Source organism: Sanguibacter sp. Z6_81, assembly GCF_057180625.1.
This window is the reverse complement of sequence record NZ_JBXUFV010000002.1, coordinates 580,006-596,600: the sequence shown is the minus strand read 5'-3', so window position 1 is coordinate 596,600 and position 16,595 is coordinate 580,006. Positions and strand designations below refer to the sequence as shown.

Sequence of the window (16,595 nt, the reverse complement as noted above, 5' to 3'; positions counted from 1 at the left end):
GCGCTCGGCACCGGCGCGGCTGGCCGGAAGGGGCGGTCCGTCCGTTCCGCAACCATGTGGGGAGTTCTCCCCACCGGTGCCCGCGCCCCTGCCCGCAGGCCGTTCCTGCGGGTGAAAACCGCAGAGACCCGCGCTCGATGGGTACCTCTCCCCGTGCGGGAGGGGTGCCCGCCAGCTGCCGGAGCCGTAATGTCCGAGGGGACGGCGGGGCCATCCACCCCGCGCCGCATCGACCATCCGGTCGACGCGTCGTTCCGGCCCGCGGGCCCGTGGAAGGAGTTCTCATGGCAGGTGAAGTCTCTGCTGTTGAAGGTGCGCTGAAGCAGGGCGCGCAGGCGGTCGCGCAGTCGCGCACCGAGCTGAAGTCGGAGCTGAGCAGCCTCGAGGGAAAGCTGTCCTCGATCGGCATGGCATGGAAGGGGCAGGGCGCAGTCGCCTTCACCCAGCTCATGGCGCGGTGGCGTGACGACGCCTCGAAGATGGTCGGCGCCCTCGACGAGTTCGAGCAGAACCTCAACTCCTCGGGCACGGCCTACGACACCGCGGACGAGTCGCAGTCGACCGCGATGAGCAAGCTCACCCAGCGCCTCGGCTGACCCCACCACGTAGACGACCAGGAAGGACTGACGACGATGAGCGACCTCAAGGTCAATTTCGGAGCCCTGTCGACCGCAGCGGCCGACATCCAGGGCAGTGCCACGAACCTCGAGCGGATCCTTGACGAGATGGACCGCACCCTCCAGCCGCTCCGCGCGAACTGGGACGGTGAGGCGTCGGGTGCCTACACGACCGCCAAGACGAAGTGGACGCAGGCGATCGGCGACATGAAGCTGCTCCTCGCGGACGTCGGCAAGGCGGTCTCGGCGAGCAACGACGACTACCAGACCACCGAGAAGTCGAACGCGCAGCGCTGGTAGCAGCGACGGTCGTATCGAGGCTCGCAGCCCCACGGGCGACGTGTCGCGATGCGTGCCGTCGGTGCTCCCGGTGCGGAGAGGAAGAGGAATGACATGACGGACGACCTGAGCGTCGAGGAGACGGTGCTGTCGCAGCGCATCGCGACAGTCACCGAGCTGTTGGACACCATCCAGTCGACCTATCTCACGCTGCAGCCCGTCGGTGCGCGGTCCGCTGAGTCCGCGTGGACGGTCGTGCCGTCGTGCCAGGGGTTCGCAGGGTCGTACCTCGGCGTCGTCAACGCGACGCTCGGGGTGCTCCAGCAGGCGCACGACAAGGTCACCGGCCTGGTCGACGGGTTGCGAGAGTTCGCCGACGAGATCGACCTGGCCGACGGCGACGCGAAGGACGCGATGGAGGCGCTCGAGCGCTCCGCCGCGCTCGACCTGCCCACACCTGGCGTGCCCCTGTCGCCGCGGCTCCCGGCCTCGCCCCGCAACCACACCGCCACCTGAGGAAAGGACGACCGATGGCCTCCCAGACACCGTACGAGGACGCGCTCGTCAAGGTGAACACTCCTCTCCTCAAGGCGTGGAGCCGGGACGAGACGACGCTCACGGGCGCGGCAGCCGACCTCGCCGACGTCGGCGCGATGCTCAAGACGATCGCCTCCGACCCGGGATGGTCCGGGTACTCCGCGGACGTGGCGAGCGAGACGTTCTCGGGCCTCGGGTCCAAGATCCTCGTCCACGCGGACAACATGACGGCCCTCTCGGAGCTCACGGTCCGGGGCGACGGTGCCATCGACACGGCGCGTTCGGCGCTCGCGGCCGTGCGCGGCCTGCCGACGACCGCAACCCTTCCACCCGTCCCGGGTTCCCTGCCCGAGGATGAGGCAGCGCAGCAGGCGACCGCCGACGCGAACCTGCGCGGGGCGCGCGAGGGCCAGGCCAAGGTCGCGCTCGACGCACTCGATACCGCGATGCGGACTCTCAAGGACGAGGCGGACGCGCTCTACGAGGTGACGGAGAGCAACCAGATCACCCCACGTGGTCCTGGCGGACCAGGTGGTCCGTCGGGTCCGGGGGGACCCGGTTGGCCCGGCGGTGGCCCGGGGTCGGGTCCCGGCGTGGGTCCTGGTGGGTACGAGATCGCCCGCCGCCCGCCGCGGTTCGAGGTCCACGAGTTCGAGCCGCCGAGGCTCGACCCGAACGACCCCCGCGACCCGAACGACCCGCGCGACCCGCGCGACCCACGCGACCCACGCGACCCGCGCGACCCGCGCGACCCGCGCGACCCGCGCGACCCCGGTGGACCCGATGGCGGCGGACGAGGTCCGGGTGGCGATCTGGGTCCGTGGGGGCCCGGCGGCGCGCGGGGTGAGACGTCGGTCGACGGTGGTGTCGGCGGATCGACGACCATGGCCCCCACGGGTGCTGCTGGGGCGTTCGGGCCTGGTGGGCCCGGTGGGCTCGGGGCGTCCGGAGGCGGAGGTTACGGTCCTGGCGGCGGCTTCGGGCCCGGCGCGGGCGGCCTCGGGGGTCCGGGCATCCTCGCCGGTCCGGGCGGCGCCAGCGGTGCGCTCGGAGCCGCGGGCTCCCGCGGTCTCGGTGCGTTCGGGGGAGCAGGCGCGACGGAGTCCGCCGCCGCCGGTGGTCGCGGAGCTGCAGGTGGATCGGCGCCCATGGCGATGATGGGCGGCGCCGGCGGCCGAGGGGGATCGACCACGTCCCGGAGGCGCACGTCCGGGGACTACATCGCTCCGACGCTCGACGAGCACGGGCGACCCGTGGAGCCTGACCTCGGAGCAGCAGCACGGGCAGGCTCGCGCGGTGAGCCCGCCCGCGCGCTCGACACACCTGAGCCGGAGCCCGACGACGAGTCGTGGTGAGGTGCCGCGCCCCCCGGCCGAGCATCGGTCGGGCGGGCGCCGCACGGATGTGGTCTTGTGGGTAGGTTATGGACGACGGTGGTGACCCGTGACAACGGAGCGCCGCAGCAGGACAGGACATCTGTGGTGCCGCCGCGTAGCGGGCGGCAACGACGAAGGGAAGAACATGAGCAACGAAGGTCAGGCGCCGCCCCCCGGCGGCAACCCGTCCGGGGGTGGGCAGTACCAGCAGGCGCCGCAGCCGGGCTCGTACTCCCAGCCTCCCGCAGGACAGGGCGCACCTTCGCCGCAGCCCGGCCAGTACGCACCCCAGCCGGGTCAGTACCAGGGCCAGCCCGGACCGTACGCTCCGCAGCCCGGCCAGTACGCGCCCCAGCCGGGCCAGTACCAGGGCCAGCCCGGGCAGTACGCCCAGCAGGCGTCGACACCGCGGACGAACCCGTTCCAGGGCATCCCCGTCTCGGACTTCGTCCGCGACGGCGTGGCCGCGCTTCTCCTGTTCGTCTCGCTCGCGCTCCCGGTGACGGTGGACCGGGGCCTCGAGGGCATCGGTGACGGTTTCAACTACATCGTCACGATCGCGGCCCTGCTGTCCATCGTGTCCCTCGCGCTGCCCTACCTCGCACGCGCCAGCATCTTCCCGCCGTCGTGGACGGTGCACACCACCCGCCTCGTGCGGCTCGTGGCGAACGCGCCGTACGTCGTCGTCGTCCTCGTCTACGTCGTCCTCGACGCGATCACCAACGACGACCACCAGGGAGTCGGTACGTCCCTGGCCCTCGGCCTCGCCGGAGCGATCCTGGCGGCCCAGCCCCGTCAGTGCGAGCTCGGCCCGGAGGACCAGGACCGCGCGGTGAACGCGCTGTGGTGGAAGATCACCGCGGGCATCGGGGGGCTCATCGCCCTGACGCACCTTGTCGCGCTCATCATGTTCTTCACCAAGGTCGGCGACCTCATGGACGCCGGAGCGATCTACGTCGTCGGGATGATCGTCGCGTGGCTGTTCTCGGCCGCGTTCTGCCTCTGGGCGATCTACGGGACGGTCGTGCAGCGGTCGCAGAGCTGGCGCCTCACCCTCATCGGGCTCGGCGTCATCCTCGTGTGCGCCTTCGTCTTCGGAGCCAGCGAGGAGGCGTCCCTCCTGAAGATCCAGTCGATGCAGCTGCTGGACGACTCCGTGCTCGAGTTCGCCCCCGAGATCCTCAGCATCTACTTCGTCGTCCCACTCTCCCTCGCTCCGCTCGGCGCGATCTTCCTGCCGGCCGCAGCTGCGGCTGCCGCTGCACCGGCGACGAAGCGTGCGCTCGGCCGCGAGCAGCGCGAGCACACGTGGATCGGCACCGCCGTCCACGGCCTCGACTACGCAGCGCTCGTCGCCGCGTCGGCTGTCGTCGGTGCGGTCCTGTGGTTCTTCGTCGACGGGGACACCCCCACCGGCTCGGTCGTCACGACGCTCGTCCTCGGCCTGCTCGCGATCGGCGCAGCCGTGTACGCGCGCATGGAGCTGAAGAAGAACCCGGCGAACGGCCGCATGATCGCGCTCATCGTGGCCGGCGCGCTGTTCGTCATCGGTCTGGTGATCTTCATCGTGGTCCCCGGAGACTCGTACGGGCCTGACCTGAAGAACATCACCGTCGGCCACCTGCTCCTGGCCTTCGGTCTTCCCGCGCTCATCGCCGTCGCGCTCACCGTCCCGAAGGAGGTTCGGGAGTACTTCGCTGCCAACCGACCTGCGCCCCGTGCCGTCAACAGTGCGGCATACCAGTGGAGTGCGCCGGCAGCCCCGAGCTACCAGTACCCCGGGCAGCAGGGCGCGCAGCAGGCGCACCCGACCAGCCAGGGGAGCCCGGCAGGTCACGCTCCGCAGTCAGGCGCCTGGCAGACGCACGTCGCCCAGGCTCCCGCTCAGCAGGCTCCGACCGAGCAGGCTCCGACCCAGCAGGCTCCCGCAGAGCAGTTCGTCAAGCAGGACCCGGCTCAGCAGGCGCCAGCCCCTGGCGCGGCCACCGCGTCGCAGGGGCACGGGTACACGGCTGCGCAGGCGGCCGACCCGTCGACCGCCCCGGCGGTGCTCGCCGAGATCGTGCAGCACGCGCCGGAGCTGCGCCAGCACGTCGCTCGCAACCCCTCGACGTACCCGGCGCTCGTCGAGTGGCTCGGGCAGCTCGGTGACCCGGAGGTCGATGCAGCCCTGCGCTCGCGCCAGGGCTGACCGAACGGCGTGACGCAGAAGGGCCCGGGCATCCATGCCCGGGCCCTTCTGCATGCCCCGCTCGCTGTTCACCCGGTGGGCGATAGTTCTCCCCATTGGTGCGACTCCCGAGTCCCGATAGGGTCCCAGCACATTCCGTTGACGTAAGGCAGGTCATGACTTCCCCCCACGACTTCACTGCCGCCCAGGCAGCCGACCCATCGACGCCCCCAGCCCTGCTCGGGGAGATCGCGACCCACCGTCCGGACCTGCGGCCCGCCATCGCCCGCAACCCGACCGCGTACCCCGAGCTTCTCGCATGGATGCGCACGCTCGGGGATCCTGCCGTCGACCGCGCGCTCGACGCGCGCGCAGCGGGCCCCGGAGTCCAGCACGCGGGGTTCATGCCCGCGCAGGTCCAGCCCGGCGCTGCGACGCAGGCCCCCGGCGCCCCCGGCCACGGTGAGCAGGGCGCGTGGGCCGCGGCTCAGCCGAGCCAGGGAGCATCTGGCCAGGGCTACGGTCTGCCCGGGCAGAACCAGGCGTACGGCGCGACGCCCGGCGGCTACGGTTCGGCGTCCGGTGCGTATGGTTCGACGCCCGGTGGTTACGGGGGAGTGCCTGGAGACGGCCAGTGGGGTGCGCAGGCACCAAGGAAGTCGTCACGACGGGGTCTGTTGATCGGCGCCGGGGTCGCCGGGGTCCTCCTCGTCGGGGGCGGGGCGTTCGCAGCGAACGAGCTGTGGTTCTCCAAGGTCGGCGGAGCAGGCTCGCCAGAGGACGCCGCGACGAAGCTCATCGAGGGAGCGGCGGACAAGGACCTCGTCGCCGTCTACGGCATGCTCTCCCCGAGCGAGCTGCAGCAGATCTCGACCGGCTTCGAGCTCTTCCGGGACCGGATGCCCGATGCCATGGGAGAGGACGACGCGAAGGACACCTTCGAGGACTATCTCGATGCGTTCGAGTTCGAGCTCACCGGGCTCGAGGTCGACGTCGAGGAGATCGAGGCGGGCCTCGCCAAGGTGAGCATCGTCGGAGGGGAGCTCGAGGTCGACGCGGACGCGGAGAAGCTCGGCGATGCGACTGTCGCGGTCTTCGACCGGCTCGAGGCCTCGAGCCTCTGGGAGACCTTCGAGCTCGGGGAAGAGGCCGGGCTGCCTGACGAGCAGGAGCTCCGTGACAGCATGACCGAGGGCGTGGAGGAGACCTTCCCCACGACCATCACGGCAGAGGACCTTGTCGTCGACTCAGCCGATCTCGCGGGGGCCCTGGGCGGCGGCGACGAGTCGGAGTCCATCGACCCCTTCCTCATGGTCGTCGAGGAGGACGGTGACTGGTACGTGAGCCCGTACCTGACGATGATGGAGTACGCAGCCATGTCCGAGGGCATCGAACGTGGCTCGATGCCGTCGGACGACCTCGCTGGGAAGTACGACTCGCCGGAGGCTGCCGCCGAGGGCGCGGTGGCAGGGATCCTCGAGTTCTACTCCACCGGTGACATCAACCCCATGCTCGAGTCGTACCCGCTCGCGGACCGACGCCTCATGTCCCTGTACAGCTCACAGGAGGCGCTCGACTCGGACGCTCTCGAGGAGATCAACGAGGTGCTCGAGTCGCTCGACATCTCTGCCACGTTCACCGAGCGGGACAGCGAGGACGGTGTCGCCTGGCTCAAGCTCGACACGCTGTCGGTCGAGGGCGAGGTCGAGGGCGTTCCGATCTCCATGACGATGACCGCCGAGTGCGTCGACCTGACGGCCGAGGGGGAGACGCTCTCCGGGTGCCTCGAGGACATCCCCGCCCTGGAGGAGCTCGGGCTCGGCGACCTCTCGCTCGTGGCGGTGGAGGAGGACGGCGGCTGGTACATCAGCACGGTGGGGACGTTCGGCGACGCGACAGGCATCCTCGGGTCCAACGCCGTGCGGCTGTACGACGAGGGCAAGCTCACGGACGAGCAGTGGTGGGAGGACAACCTCGGCGTCCTCGCCGACGAGCTGTTCTGACCCGGCGCGGCACAGGAGGGGTACAGTGGTCGCTGTGCGAACTGCTCAGCAGGTCATCCTGCTCCTTCTGTGCCGCGACGAGGCCTCGTAGGCCGGTTCCTCGTCGCGGTGGTCGGTGTGCCGGCTCGTCAGTCAACAGCCACCGAGCGTCCCAGGACGCGCAGACGAAGGATCAGCGATGAACGTTCAGCACGCCCCCCAGCAGCCGTCTCCGATGCCCACGCACAAGTACCGGTCCTACAGCGACCAGTTCTCGGTGTCGCTCCCCGACCGGACGTGGCCCGACCGTGTGATCTCCCAGGCGCCGCGCTGGTGCGCCGTCGACCTGCGTGACGGCAACCAGGCGCTCATCGAGCCCATGAACGCGGAGCGCAAGCTCCGGATGTTCGAGCTGCTCGTCGCGATGGGCTACAAGGAGATCGAGGTGGGCTTCCCGTCCGCGTCGCAGACGGACTTCGACTTCGTCCGGCTCCTCATCGAGGACGGCCTCATCCCGGACGACGTCGTCATCCAGGTGCTCACGCAGTCCCGGGAGCACCTCATCGCCCGGACGTACGAGGCGATCAGCGGCGCCAAGCAGGCGATCGTCCACCTCTACAACTCGACGTCGGTGCTGCAGCGCGAGGTCGTGTTCCGTGCGGACGAGGACGGGATCGTCGACATCGCCCTCGAGGGCGCGAAGCTGTGCCGCAAGTTCGAGGAGACCATCCCCGGCACGACCGTCTACTACGAGTACTCCCCGGAGTCCTACACGGGCACCGAGCTCGAGTTCGCGGCGCGGATCTGCAACGAGGTCATCGAGGTCTTCGAGCCGACGCCCGAGCGCAAGGTGATCATCAACCTGCCCGCGACGGTCGAGATGGCGACCCCGAACGTGTACGCCGACTCGATCGAATGGATGAGCCGGCACCTCAACCACCGGGAGAACGTCGTGCTGTCGCTGCACCCGCACAACGACCGCGGCACGGCCGTGGCCGCCGCGGAGCTGGGGTACCAGGCAGGTGCCGACCGGATCGAGGGATGCCTGTTCGGCAACGGGGAGCGGACCGGGAACGTCGACCTCGTCACGCTCGGCATGAACCTCTTCAGCCAGGGGATCGACCCCGAGATCGACTTCTCGGACATCGACCACGTGCGGCGCACCGCCGAGTACTGCAACCAGCTCTCCGTCCCGGAGCGGCACCCGTATGCGGGCGACCTCGTCTTCACGGCCTTCTCGGGGTCGCACCAGGACGCGATCAAGAAGGGCCTCGACGCGATGCAGGCGCGGGCCGACGAGGCCGGCGTGGGCATCGACGACCTCGAGTGGGGCGTGCCGTACCTGCCGATCGACCCGCGCGACGTGGGTCGCAGCTACGAGGCGGTCATCCGGGTGAACTCGCAGTCGGGCAAGGGCGGCATCGCGTACCTGCTCAAGACCGAGCGCAGCCTCGACCTGCCGCGACGGCTGCAGATCGAGTTCTCCCGGGTCGTCCAGCACGTCACGGACGCGGCCGGACGTGAGGTCACGGGTGCGGACATCTGGTCCATCTTCACGAACGAGTACCTGCCTGCGCCGGCCGACGGCGCGCACGAGCCCTGGGGTCGGTTCTCCCTGCGCGGGACGCGCGCGTCGAGCAGCGGGGACGGGCCGGACACGCTTTCGGTCGACCTCGTCGACGACGGTGTGCCGGTGACCCTCGAGGGCACGGGCAACGGGCCCATCGCGGCGTTCGTCGACGCCCTCGCCAGCGTGGGCGTCGACGTCCGCGTCCTCGACTACGCGGAGCACGCCCTCGCCGAGGGTGGTGACGCGGTCGCTGCGGCCTACGTGGAGTGCGCTGTGGGCGACGACGTGCTGTGGGGGGTCGGGATCGACCCGTCCATCACCACGGCCTCGCTGCACGCGATCATCTCGGCGGTCAACCGGCAGCGGCGGCCCCAGGCGTGAACCCGCGGGTGCGGACGACGTCGGTCGTTCGCACCTGTGTCTGTCACCTGCATGACGGACAATGGTGGCGTGGTCCTCTACCGTGACGAAGCGCTCGTCCTCCGCACCCAGAAGCTCGGTGAGGCAGACCGCATCATCACGCTCCTCAGCCGCGAGCACGGCAAGGTGCGCGCCGTCGCGAAGGGTGTCCGCCGGACCTCGTCGAAGTTCGGTGCCCGGCTCGAGCCCTTCATGTTCGTCGAGCTGCAGCTCCACGAGGGGCGCAACCTCGACATCGTCACGCAGGTGGAGACCGTCGGCGCGTACGCCCGGCCGATCAGCGAGGACTACGGGCTCTACACGGCGGGCTCCGCGATGCTCGAGACGGCTGACCGGCTCGTCGAGGCTGAGCGTGAGCCGGCCGTGCAGCAGTTCTGGCTCCTCGCCGGTGCCGTCCGAGCGTTGGCCAGCAGGGCCCACGCACCTGGTCTGATCCTCGACTCCTACCTGCTGCGTGCCCTCGCGGTCGCCGGGTGGTCCCCGACGTTCTCGGACTGCGCGCGCTGCGGCGAGACGGGTCCGCACCGGGCGTTCTCCGTCGCGCAGGGCGGTACGGTGTGCCGTCGCTGCCGGCCGCCGGGCGCGACCGAGCCGGCACCACAGACCGTCGAGCTGCTCGCGGCGCTCCTCAGCGGCGACTGGGCCGTCGCCGACGCCTCGGACGACCGCAACCGGCGCGAGGGCAACGGCATCGTCGCGGCGTACAGCCAGTACCATCTCGAACGGACCCTGCGGTCGTTGCGCCTGGTGGACCGCGAGCCGGGCACCCAGACGACGCGGCCCGGTGCCGTGCCGGACCGTGCTCAGGTGTCCAGGACCCAGGAGAGGGACGTCACCTGATGGCACGAGCACGCAAGGAGGCTGCGGCACCCCCGGCGCCCGCGCCCGTCCGTCCTCCGGCGCACCCGTCCGGCGCCGTCGCGCCGCAGATCCCCCTCGAGTTCGTCCCGCGGCACGTGGCGGTGGTCATGGACGGCAACGGGCGGTGGGCCAACGCCCGTGGGCTGCCGCGGACCGCCGGGCACGAGGCCGGGGAGGCTGCGCTGCTCGACGTCGTCGCCGGTGCCATCGAGATCGGCGTCACGCACGTGTCTGCCTACGCCTTCTCGACGGAGAACTGGAAGCGGTCGCCGGAGGAGGTGCGCTTCCTCATGGGCTTCAACCGCGACGTCCTGCGCCGTCAGCGCGACACGATGAACTCGTGGGGCGTGCGTGTCCGCTGGGCTGGCCGTCGGCCGCGCCTGTGGCGCTCGGTGATCGCCGAGCTCGAGACCGCGGAGCAGGTGACGGCGCAGAACACGACGTGCACGTTGACGATGTGCGTCAACTACGGCGGTCGCGCGGAGATCGCCGACGCCGCCCGGTCGATCGCCCGCGAGGTCGCTGCCGGCCGCCTCGACCCGGAGAAGGTGTCGGAGCGGACGGTCGCACGGTTCCTCGACGAACCCGACCTGCCCGACGTCGACCTCTTCCTGCGGACCTCCGGCGAGCAGCGGACCTCGAACTTCATGCTCTGGCAGTCGGCGTACGCGGAGCTCGTCTTCCTGCCCGAGCCCTGGCCGGACGTCGACCGGCGCAGCCTGTGGCGCGCGGTGGAGGAGTACGCCCGACGGGACCGGCGTTACGGCGGCGCCGTCGACCGGGCTGCGGAGCAGGGGCCGCGGGACGTCGTCGACCCCCCGGCCGGTGACTGACCGCCCGACCGGCTCAGCTCTCGCTCGTGCCCGGCGTGCACGCGGCGCACAGGCCGAACAGCTCGATGGTGTGCTCGATGTCGGTGAACCCGTGCTGCGTGCCGACCTGCGTCGCCCACGCCTCGACGGTGGGTCCGTCGATCTCGATCGTCGCCCCGCAGGACCGGCAGACGAGGTGGTGGTGGTGCTCGCGCCGCTCGCACCTCCGGTAGAGGCTCTCGCCGTCCGCCGTGCGCAGGACGTCGACCTGGCCGGCATCGGCGAGTCCCTGGAGCGTGCGGTAGACCGTGGCAAGCCCCGTCGTGTGGCCGTGCGCCCGCAACAGCTCGTGGAGCTGTTGCGCGCTGCGGAAGTCGTCCGTCGAGTCGAGGATCTCCGCGATGGCGGTCCGCTGGCGGGTCACGCGCTGCATGTGTCGGCTCCGTCCGTGAGGGCGACGTCGTCGGGCACGTCGGGGTGGGGATCTGTGGCGGCGCGTCGGCGGACGACGACGGGCCGCAGCGCAGCGACGAGGACGTAGCACGCCACGGCGAGGACGACGATGGTCGCACCCGGGGACTGGGGCTGCCAGTAGGTGATGGAGAGACCCACCACGCACACCATGACGCCGATGCACACGGCGACCGTCATGGTCCGTCGGAACGATGTCGTGAGGAGCTGGGCGACGGCGACGGGGACGATCATGAGCGCGCTGACGAGCAGCAGCCCGACGACGCGCATCGAGACGGTGACGGTGAGCGCCGCGGTGACCGCGATCGCGATGTTCAACGCCCGGACCGGGAGCCCGGACGCCTGGGCGAACTCCTCGTCGTGCGACACCGCGAACAGCGCTGCCCGCAGACCGACGCCCACCGCGAGCACGACGGCGCCGAGCACGAGGGTGAGGACGAGGTCGCTGCCGGTGACGGTGGAGATGGACCCGAAGAGGTAGGACATGAGGTTCGCGTTGGTCCCGCCGGCGATCCCGATGAGGAGCACGCCTCCGGCGATGCCGCTGTAGAAGAGCAGCGCGAGGGCGACGTCACCGCTCGTCCGACCGCGCTCGCGCACGATCTCGATGGCGACCGACCCGACGACGGCGGCCACGACGGCGCCGGGCACGGCGAGCGCGTCCCGCTCGACGAGGCCCATCGCGGACCCGATGAGCCACCCGAGTGCGACGCCGGTGAGTGCGACGTGCCCGATCCCGTCCCCGAGGAGGGACAGCCGGCGCTGCACGAGGTAGGTGCCCATGACGGGCGCGGTGAGGCCCACGACGAGCGCGGCGAGCAGCGAACGCTGCATGAGCGGGTCGCCGAGCATGCCGACGAGCTCGTCGAGGAGCGTCATGAGGTGAGTCCTGTGTCCTGGATGAGCGGTGGCGGACGGTGGTCGACGTCGTCACCGTGGGGGTGGATGTGGTCGTGCGACGCGTCGGCGTGGTCGGCGGTCGGGGGGACGGCGACGCCGTCGTGCACCTTGCGACCGTGCCGGAGCACGACGGTCCGGCTGATGAGCGGAGCGAGGGAACCGAGCTCGTGGAGCACCACGAGGATGGTCGTGCCTCCCGCGACGAGCCGCCCGAGAGTGGTGGCGAACATCTGCTGGCTCGGCTGGTCCACGCCAGCCACGGGCTCGTCGAGGACGAGCAGGTCGGGCTCGCGGACGAGGGCGCGGGCGATGAGCACGCGTTGCTGCTGGCCGCCGGAGAGCTCGTTGACGGACCGGTCGGCGCGGTCCGCGAGGCCGACCTGGTCGAGCGCCTGCGTCGCTCGCGACCGCCAGTCCCGCGGTGGGCGGATGTGTCGCCCGTGCAGCAGACCTGCGGAGACGACCTCGGCGGCGGTCGAGGGCACGCCGGTCGCCCCGCTCACGCGCTGGGGGACGTACCCGATCCGGTGCCAGGGGGTGGCCCGTCCGAGCGGCGTGCCGTAGAGGCTCACGGTTCCTCGGGTCGCGGGCAGGATCCCGACGAGGGTCCGCACGAGCGTGGACTTGCCAGAGCCGTTGGCACCGAGGAGCGCGACGACCTCGCCGTCGGCGACCGTGAGGTCGATGCCGCGCAGGATGCGGCTCGTGCCGAGCGTGACGTGGAGGTCGCGGGCCTCGACGGCGGGGACTGCCGGACGTGCGCGTGGGCCGTCGCTCATGCGCAGCCGAGACCGGTGCGCAGGGCGTCGAGGTTGGCGAGCATGACGGAACGATAGTCCTCGGAAGGGTCGGCGAGGTTCTCGAGCGGGTCGAGCACCGCCGTGGACACTCCGAGGTCGCTCGCGAGGACGTCGGCGACCTTCGAGCTCGCCTGGTTCTCGAAGAAGATCGTCGTGACCCCGGTCTCGCGGACGACGTCCGCCACCTCGCGCAGGCGTGCGGGCGGGGGCTCGGCCTCCGGGTCGATGCCCGAGATGGAGACCTCCTCGAGGCCGTAGCGGTCCGTGAGGTAGCCGAACGCGGAGTGGGAGGTCACGACCGTGCGGCCGGCGCAGCCGGCGAGCCCGGTGGCGAGCTCGTCGTCGAGCTCCTCGAGCGACGCGACGAGCTCGGCGCTGCGCTCGGTGTAGGTCTGGGCGTTCTCCGGGTCGACCTCGGCGAGCTCCGTGGCGACGGACTCTGCCACTGCCGCGAGCCGGGTGGGGTCGAGCCAGAAGTGGGGGTCGAGGTCGCCGTGGGAGTGCGCGTCGTGGTCGTCGTCCGCGTGCTCGTCGTCTGCGTGCTCGTCGTGCTCGGCGCTCGTGAGCGACGCGACGTCGGCAGCGTCGACGACGTGCTGCGGGTCGCGGGCGTCGATGGCGTCGTCGACGGCGGGCTGGAACCCGGACAGGTAGACGACGAGGTCGGCGTCGCCGACCGAGCGCGAGTGGGCGGGGGAGAGCTCGAGGTCGTGCGGTTCCGCTCCGGCCGGGGTGAGCGAGGTGACGTCGACGAGGTCGCCGCCGAGCTGCTCGACGACGTACTGCAGGGGGTAGAACGAGGCGAGCACCTGGAGGCGTCCGTCGTCCTCCTCGGCTGGGGTGCACGCTGTCGTGGCAGCGAGCGCGAGGAGCGCGCCGGTCGCTGCGGCGGAGCGTCGACGCTGGTGGGTGGAGGACGAGCGGAACGCGAACATGAGGATCATTCTCAGGTTTACGCCGGGTCCCTGTCAATCCGGCCCGGCGCACCCGGGCAGGGCCGAGGTGCCCGACGAGTAACCTTGGGGTGGGCGCGCACCTCGCGCTCACCCCCTCGCCTGCCCCACGAGCCACGTGCGGGCACTGATGCACCTGGAGTGATCACCGTGGCCACAGCGCCCTCTCGCCTCGATTCCGCCGTCTCCCTCGCGAAGCGTCGGGGCTTCGTCTTCCAGTCCGGGGAGATCTACGGAGGATCGCGCTCCGCCTGGGACTACGGGCCCCTCGGCGTGGAGCTCAAGGAGAACATCAAGCGCCAGTGGTGGCGCACGATGGTCACGAGCCGCGACGACGTCGTCGGCCTCGACTCGGCCGTGATCCTGCCGCGCAAGGTCTGGGAGGCGTCCGGCCACGTCGGCGTGTTCACCGACCCCCTCACCGAGTGCCTCTCCTGCCACAAGCGGTTCCGTGAGGACCAGATGCTCGAGGAGTTCGAGGAGAAGAAGGGCCGCGTCCCCGAGGGCGGGCTCGCGGAGATCGCCTGCCCGAACTGCGGCACCCGCGGACAGTGGACCGAGCCGCGCGACTTCAACATGATGCTCAAGACGTACCTCGGCCCCGTCGAGGACGAGTCCGGCCTGCACTACCTGCGCCCGGAGACCGCGCAGGGCATCTTCGTGAACTTCGCCAACGTGCTCGGCGCCAGCCGCAAGAAGCCGCCGTTCGGCATCGGGCAGATCGGCAAGTCGTTCCGCAACGAGATCACCCCGGGGAACTTCATCTTCCGCACCCGGGAGTTCGAGCAGATGGAGATGGAGTTCTTCGTCGAGCCCGGCACGGACGCCGAGTGGCACCAGTACTGGATCGACACCCGCACCGCCTGGTACACCGACCTCGGTATCTCCGCGGAGAACCTGCGCCACTACGAGCACCCCCAGGAGAAGCTCTCCCACTACTCCACGCGCACGGTGGACATCGAGTACCGCTTCGGGTTCAGCGGCAGCGAGTGGGGCGAGCTCGAGGGCATCGCGAACCGCACGGACTTCGACCTCAAGACCCACTCCGAGCACTCCGGCAAGGACCTCTCGTACTTCGACCAGGGCAAGAACGAGCGGTGGGTGCCGTACGTCATCGAGCCCGCTGCGGGGCTGACCCGCTCCCTCATGGCGTTCCTCGTCGAGGCGTACACCGAGGACGAGGCGCCCAACGCCAAGGGCGGTGTCGACGTACGGACCGTGCTCCGGCTCGACCCGAGGCTCGCACCCGTCAAGGCCGCTGTGCTGCCGCTCTCCCGCAACGAGCAGCTCTCGCCCAAGGCGCGTGACCTCGCCGCCGAGCTGCGCCGGAACTGGAACGTCGACTTCGACGACGCCGGGGCCATCGGGCGCCGGTACCGCCGCCAGGACGAGATCGGTACGCCCTTCTGCATCACCGTCGACTTCGACACGCTCGACGACCAGGCCGTGACGATCCGCCACCGGGACGACATGTCCCAGGAGCGCGTCGCGCTCGACCAGGTCACCGCGTACCTCGGCGCCCGCCTCCTGGGCTGCTGACCCCGACGTCCCACCGCGCCCGGCCACGGCCGCCGGGCGCGGTGGGACAATGGACCCCATGACTCTCTCTACCGTCTCTGCCGGAGCCGGTGCGCCCACGGCCGGGGGGCAGCCCCCGGCGGCGGGCGCGCCGCTGCTCCCGCCGCTGCGCATCGGACGGCACACCGTGACCACCCCGGTCGTCCTCGCTCCCATGGCCGGCGTGACGAACGCCGCTTTCCGTCGGTTGTGCCGCGAGCAGGGGCCCGACGGGTTGTACGTCGCGGAGATGGTGACATCTCGCGCGATCGTCGAGCGCAACGCCGAGTCCATGCGGATCGTCAGCTTCGACGAGGACGAGTCGCCCCGTTCGGCGCAGGTGTACGGGGTCGACCCCGCGACCGTGGCCGCAGCCGTGCGGATCATCGCGGGCGAAGACCGCGCCGACCATGTCGACCTCAACTTCGGTTGCCCCGTGCCCAAGGTGACGAAGAAGGGCGGCGGGGCGGTCCTGCCGTGGAAGCGCGAGCTGTTCACGCGGATCGTCGAGGCGGCCGTGGAGGCGGCCGCACCGTACGACGTCCCGGTCACCGTCAAGATGCGCAAGGGCATCGACGACGAGCACCTGACGTACCTCGACGCCGGTCTCATCGCCGAGCAGGCGGGGGTCGCGGCCGTCGCGCTGCACGCCCGCACCGCGGCGGACTACTACTCGGGCACCGCGGACTGGTCGGCGATCCGCCAGCTCAAGGAGACCGTGACGAGCATCCCCGTGCTCGGCAACGGCGACATCTGGTCGGCCGAGGACGCGCTGGAGATGGTGCGTCAGACCGGGTGCGACGGGGTCGTCGTCGGACGCGGCTGCCAGGGCCGGCCATGGCTCTTCGCCGACCTCGCCGCCGCGTTCGCGGGTTCCGACGAGCGCGTCCGACCGGGCCTGCGGCAGGTCGCCGAGACGCTCTACCGGCACGGCGAGCTCATGGCCGAGTTCTTCGAGGACGAAGGTCGTGGGCTGCGTGACCTGCGCAAGCACATGGCGTGGTACCTCAAGGGGTACGCCGTCGGCGGGGACGCCCGGTCCGGGCTCGCGCTCGTCTCGACCCTCGCGGAGCTGCGTGAGCGCCTCGACGCGCTCGACCTCGACCAGCCCTACCCGGGCAAGGACGCGGAGGGTCAGCGAGGTCGGCAGGGGTCGCCGAAGAAGCCGCACGTGCCGTACGGGTGGCTCGACTCGCGCGAGCTGAGCGACGAGCTCCGCGCGAAGCTCCTCGAGGCCGAGCTGAGCGTCTCCGGAGGCTGAGGCACGGTTCCGCGGGTACCGGGTCGCAC

General features: G+C 70.9%; 15 protein-coding genes. 11 read left to right on the top strand and 4 right to left on the bottom strand.

What is annotated here, in order from left to right; translation table 11 throughout:
• Nucleotides 1-284: 284 nt before the first annotated feature.
• The 9 genes from AC2AXK_RS07710 (at nt 285) to AC2AXK_RS07670 (ending at nt 10,645) form a co-directional block, all read left to right on the top strand.
• Nucleotides 285-596: a WXG100 family type VII secretion target gene (locus AC2AXK_RS07710; RefSeq protein WP_484344768.1), complete on the top strand. Its 312-nt coding sequence runs from the start codon at nt 285-287 to the stop codon at nt 594-596.
• A 36-nt stretch (nt 597-632) separates the two neighbouring features.
• Nucleotides 633-917 (top strand): WXG100 family type VII secretion target, encoded by a 285-nt coding sequence (locus AC2AXK_RS07705; RefSeq protein ID WP_484344767.1) that lies wholly within the window; start codon nt 633-635, stop codon nt 915-917.
• A 93-nt stretch (nt 918-1,010) separates the two neighbouring features.
• Complete coding sequence (locus AC2AXK_RS07700) at nt 1,011-1,412, top strand: hypothetical protein (RefSeq protein WP_484344766.1); 402 nt, start codon at nt 1,011-1,013, stop codon at nt 1,410-1,412.
• 14 nt (nt 1,413-1,426) lie between these two features.
• Nucleotides 1,427-2,788 (top strand): hypothetical protein, encoded by a 1,362-nt coding sequence (locus tag AC2AXK_RS07695; RefSeq protein ID WP_484344765.1) that lies wholly within the window; start codon nt 1,427-1,429, stop codon nt 2,786-2,788.
• Between the two features lie 166 nt (nt 2,789-2,954).
• Nucleotides 2,955-5,000, top strand: coding sequence for a DUF7937 domain-containing protein (locus AC2AXK_RS07690; RefSeq protein WP_484344764.1), 2,046 nt, complete (start codon nt 2,955-2,957; stop codon nt 4,998-5,000).
• 155 nt (nt 5,001-5,155) lie between these two features.
• Complete coding sequence (locus AC2AXK_RS07685) at nt 5,156-6,982, top strand: variant leucine-rich repeat-containing protein (protein WP_484344763.1); 1,827 nt, start codon at nt 5,156-5,158, stop codon at nt 6,980-6,982.
• Between the two features lie 178 nt (nt 6,983-7,160).
• Nucleotides 7,161-8,912 carry a 2-isopropylmalate synthase gene (gene leuA, locus AC2AXK_RS07680; RefSeq protein WP_484344762.1) on the top strand — a complete coding sequence of 584 codons (1,752 nt, stop codon included), beginning with the start codon at nt 7,161-7,163 and terminating at the stop codon, nt 8,910-8,912.
• Between the two features lie 69 nt (nt 8,913-8,981).
• On the top strand, nt 8,982-9,791 hold the full coding sequence (recO, locus tag AC2AXK_RS07675) for a DNA repair protein RecO (RefSeq protein WP_484344761.1): 810 nt from the start codon (nt 8,982-8,984) through the stop codon (nt 9,789-9,791).
• Nucleotides 9,791-10,645 carry an isoprenyl transferase gene (locus AC2AXK_RS07670; protein WP_484344760.1) on the top strand — a complete coding sequence of 285 codons (855 nt, stop codon included), beginning with the start codon at nt 9,791-9,793 and terminating at the stop codon, nt 10,643-10,645. Before recO ends, AC2AXK_RS07670 begins: the two co-directional genes overlap by 1 nt.
• Before the next feature lie 13 nt (nt 10,646-10,658).
• On the opposite strand, the gene AC2AXK_RS07665 is transcribed toward AC2AXK_RS07670, so the two are convergent.
• Genes AC2AXK_RS07665 through AC2AXK_RS07650 form a run of 4 tightly spaced genes read right to left on the bottom strand, consistent with a single transcriptional unit; the run spans nt 10,659 to nt 13,730 of the window.
• A complete protein-coding gene (locus AC2AXK_RS07665) occupies nt 10,659-11,057 on the bottom strand; it encodes a Fur family transcriptional regulator (protein WP_484344759.1) in 399 nt (132 codons plus the stop codon).
• Complete coding sequence (locus tag AC2AXK_RS07660) at nt 11,045-11,974, bottom strand: metal ABC transporter permease (protein ID WP_484344758.1); 930 nt, start codon at nt 11,972-11,974, stop codon at nt 11,045-11,047. Before AC2AXK_RS07660 ends, AC2AXK_RS07665 begins: the two co-directional genes overlap by 13 nt.
• A complete protein-coding gene (locus AC2AXK_RS07655) occupies nt 11,971-12,774 on the bottom strand; it encodes a metal ABC transporter ATP-binding protein (RefSeq protein WP_484344757.1) in 804 nt (267 codons plus the stop codon). Before AC2AXK_RS07655 ends, AC2AXK_RS07660 begins: the two co-directional genes overlap by 4 nt.
• Complete coding sequence (locus AC2AXK_RS07650) at nt 12,771-13,730, bottom strand: metal ABC transporter substrate-binding protein (protein WP_484344756.1); 960 nt, start codon at nt 13,728-13,730, stop codon at nt 12,771-12,773. The genes AC2AXK_RS07655 and AC2AXK_RS07650 overlap by 4 nt, the downstream gene beginning before the upstream one ends.
• A 168-nt stretch (nt 13,731-13,898) precedes the next feature.
• On the opposite strand from AC2AXK_RS07650, the gene AC2AXK_RS07645 reads away from it, so the two are divergent.
• Entirely contained in the window at nt 13,899-15,287 is a 1,389-nt protein-coding gene (locus AC2AXK_RS07645) for a glycine--tRNA ligase (RefSeq protein ID WP_484344755.1), read from the top strand.
• Between the two features lie 58 nt (nt 15,288-15,345).
• Nucleotides 15,346-16,566 (top strand): tRNA dihydrouridine synthase DusB, encoded by a 1,221-nt coding sequence (dusB, locus tag AC2AXK_RS07640; RefSeq protein ID WP_484344754.1) that lies wholly within the window; start codon nt 15,346-15,348, stop codon nt 16,564-16,566.
• Nucleotides 16,567-16,595 lie beyond the last annotated feature (29 nt).

What these genes read in the sequence shown, in the direction of transcription:
- AC2AXK_RS07710 (WP_484344768.1), top strand. Translation starts at nt 285, where the DNA reads ATGGCAGGTGAAGTCTCTGCTGTTGAAGGTGCGCTGAAGCAGGGCGCG.
- AC2AXK_RS07705 (WP_484344767.1), top strand. Translation starts at nt 633, where the DNA reads ATGAGCGACCTCAAGGTCAATTTCGGAGCCCTGTCGACCGCAGCGGCC.
- AC2AXK_RS07700 (WP_484344766.1), top strand. Translation starts at nt 1,011, where the DNA reads ATGACGGACGACCTGAGCGTCGAGGAGACGGTGCTGTCGCAGCGCATC.
- AC2AXK_RS07695 (WP_484344765.1), top strand. Translation starts at nt 1,427, where the DNA reads ATGGCCTCCCAGACACCGTACGAGGACGCGCTCGTCAAGGTGAACACT.
- AC2AXK_RS07690 (WP_484344764.1), top strand. Translation starts at nt 2,955, where the DNA reads ATGAGCAACGAAGGTCAGGCGCCGCCCCCCGGCGGCAACCCGTCCGGG.
- AC2AXK_RS07685 (WP_484344763.1), top strand. Translation starts at nt 5,156, where the DNA reads ATGACTTCCCCCCACGACTTCACTGCCGCCCAGGCAGCCGACCCATCG.
- leuA (WP_484344762.1), top strand. Translation starts at nt 7,161, where the DNA reads ATGAACGTTCAGCACGCCCCCCAGCAGCCGTCTCCGATGCCCACGCAC.
- AC2AXK_RS07670 (WP_484344760.1), top strand. Translation starts at nt 9,791, where the DNA reads ATGGCACGAGCACGCAAGGAGGCTGCGGCACCCCCGGCGCCCGCGCCC.
- AC2AXK_RS07665 (WP_484344759.1), bottom strand. Translation starts at nt 11,057, where the DNA reads ATGCAGCGCGTGACCCGCCAGCGGACCGCCATCGCGGAGATCCTCGAC.
- AC2AXK_RS07660 (WP_484344758.1), bottom strand. Translation starts at nt 11,974, where the DNA reads ATGACGCTCCTCGACGAGCTCGTCGGCATGCTCGGCGACCCGCTCATG.
- AC2AXK_RS07655 (WP_484344757.1), bottom strand. Translation starts at nt 12,774, where the DNA reads ATGAGCGACGGCCCACGCGCACGTCCGGCAGTCCCCGCCGTCGAGGCC.
- AC2AXK_RS07650 (WP_484344756.1), bottom strand. Translation starts at nt 13,730, where the DNA reads ATGTTCGCGTTCCGCTCGTCCTCCACCCACCAGCGTCGACGCTCCGCC.
- dusB (WP_484344754.1), top strand. Translation starts at nt 15,346, where the DNA reads ATGACTCTCTCTACCGTCTCTGCCGGAGCCGGTGCGCCCACGGCCGGG.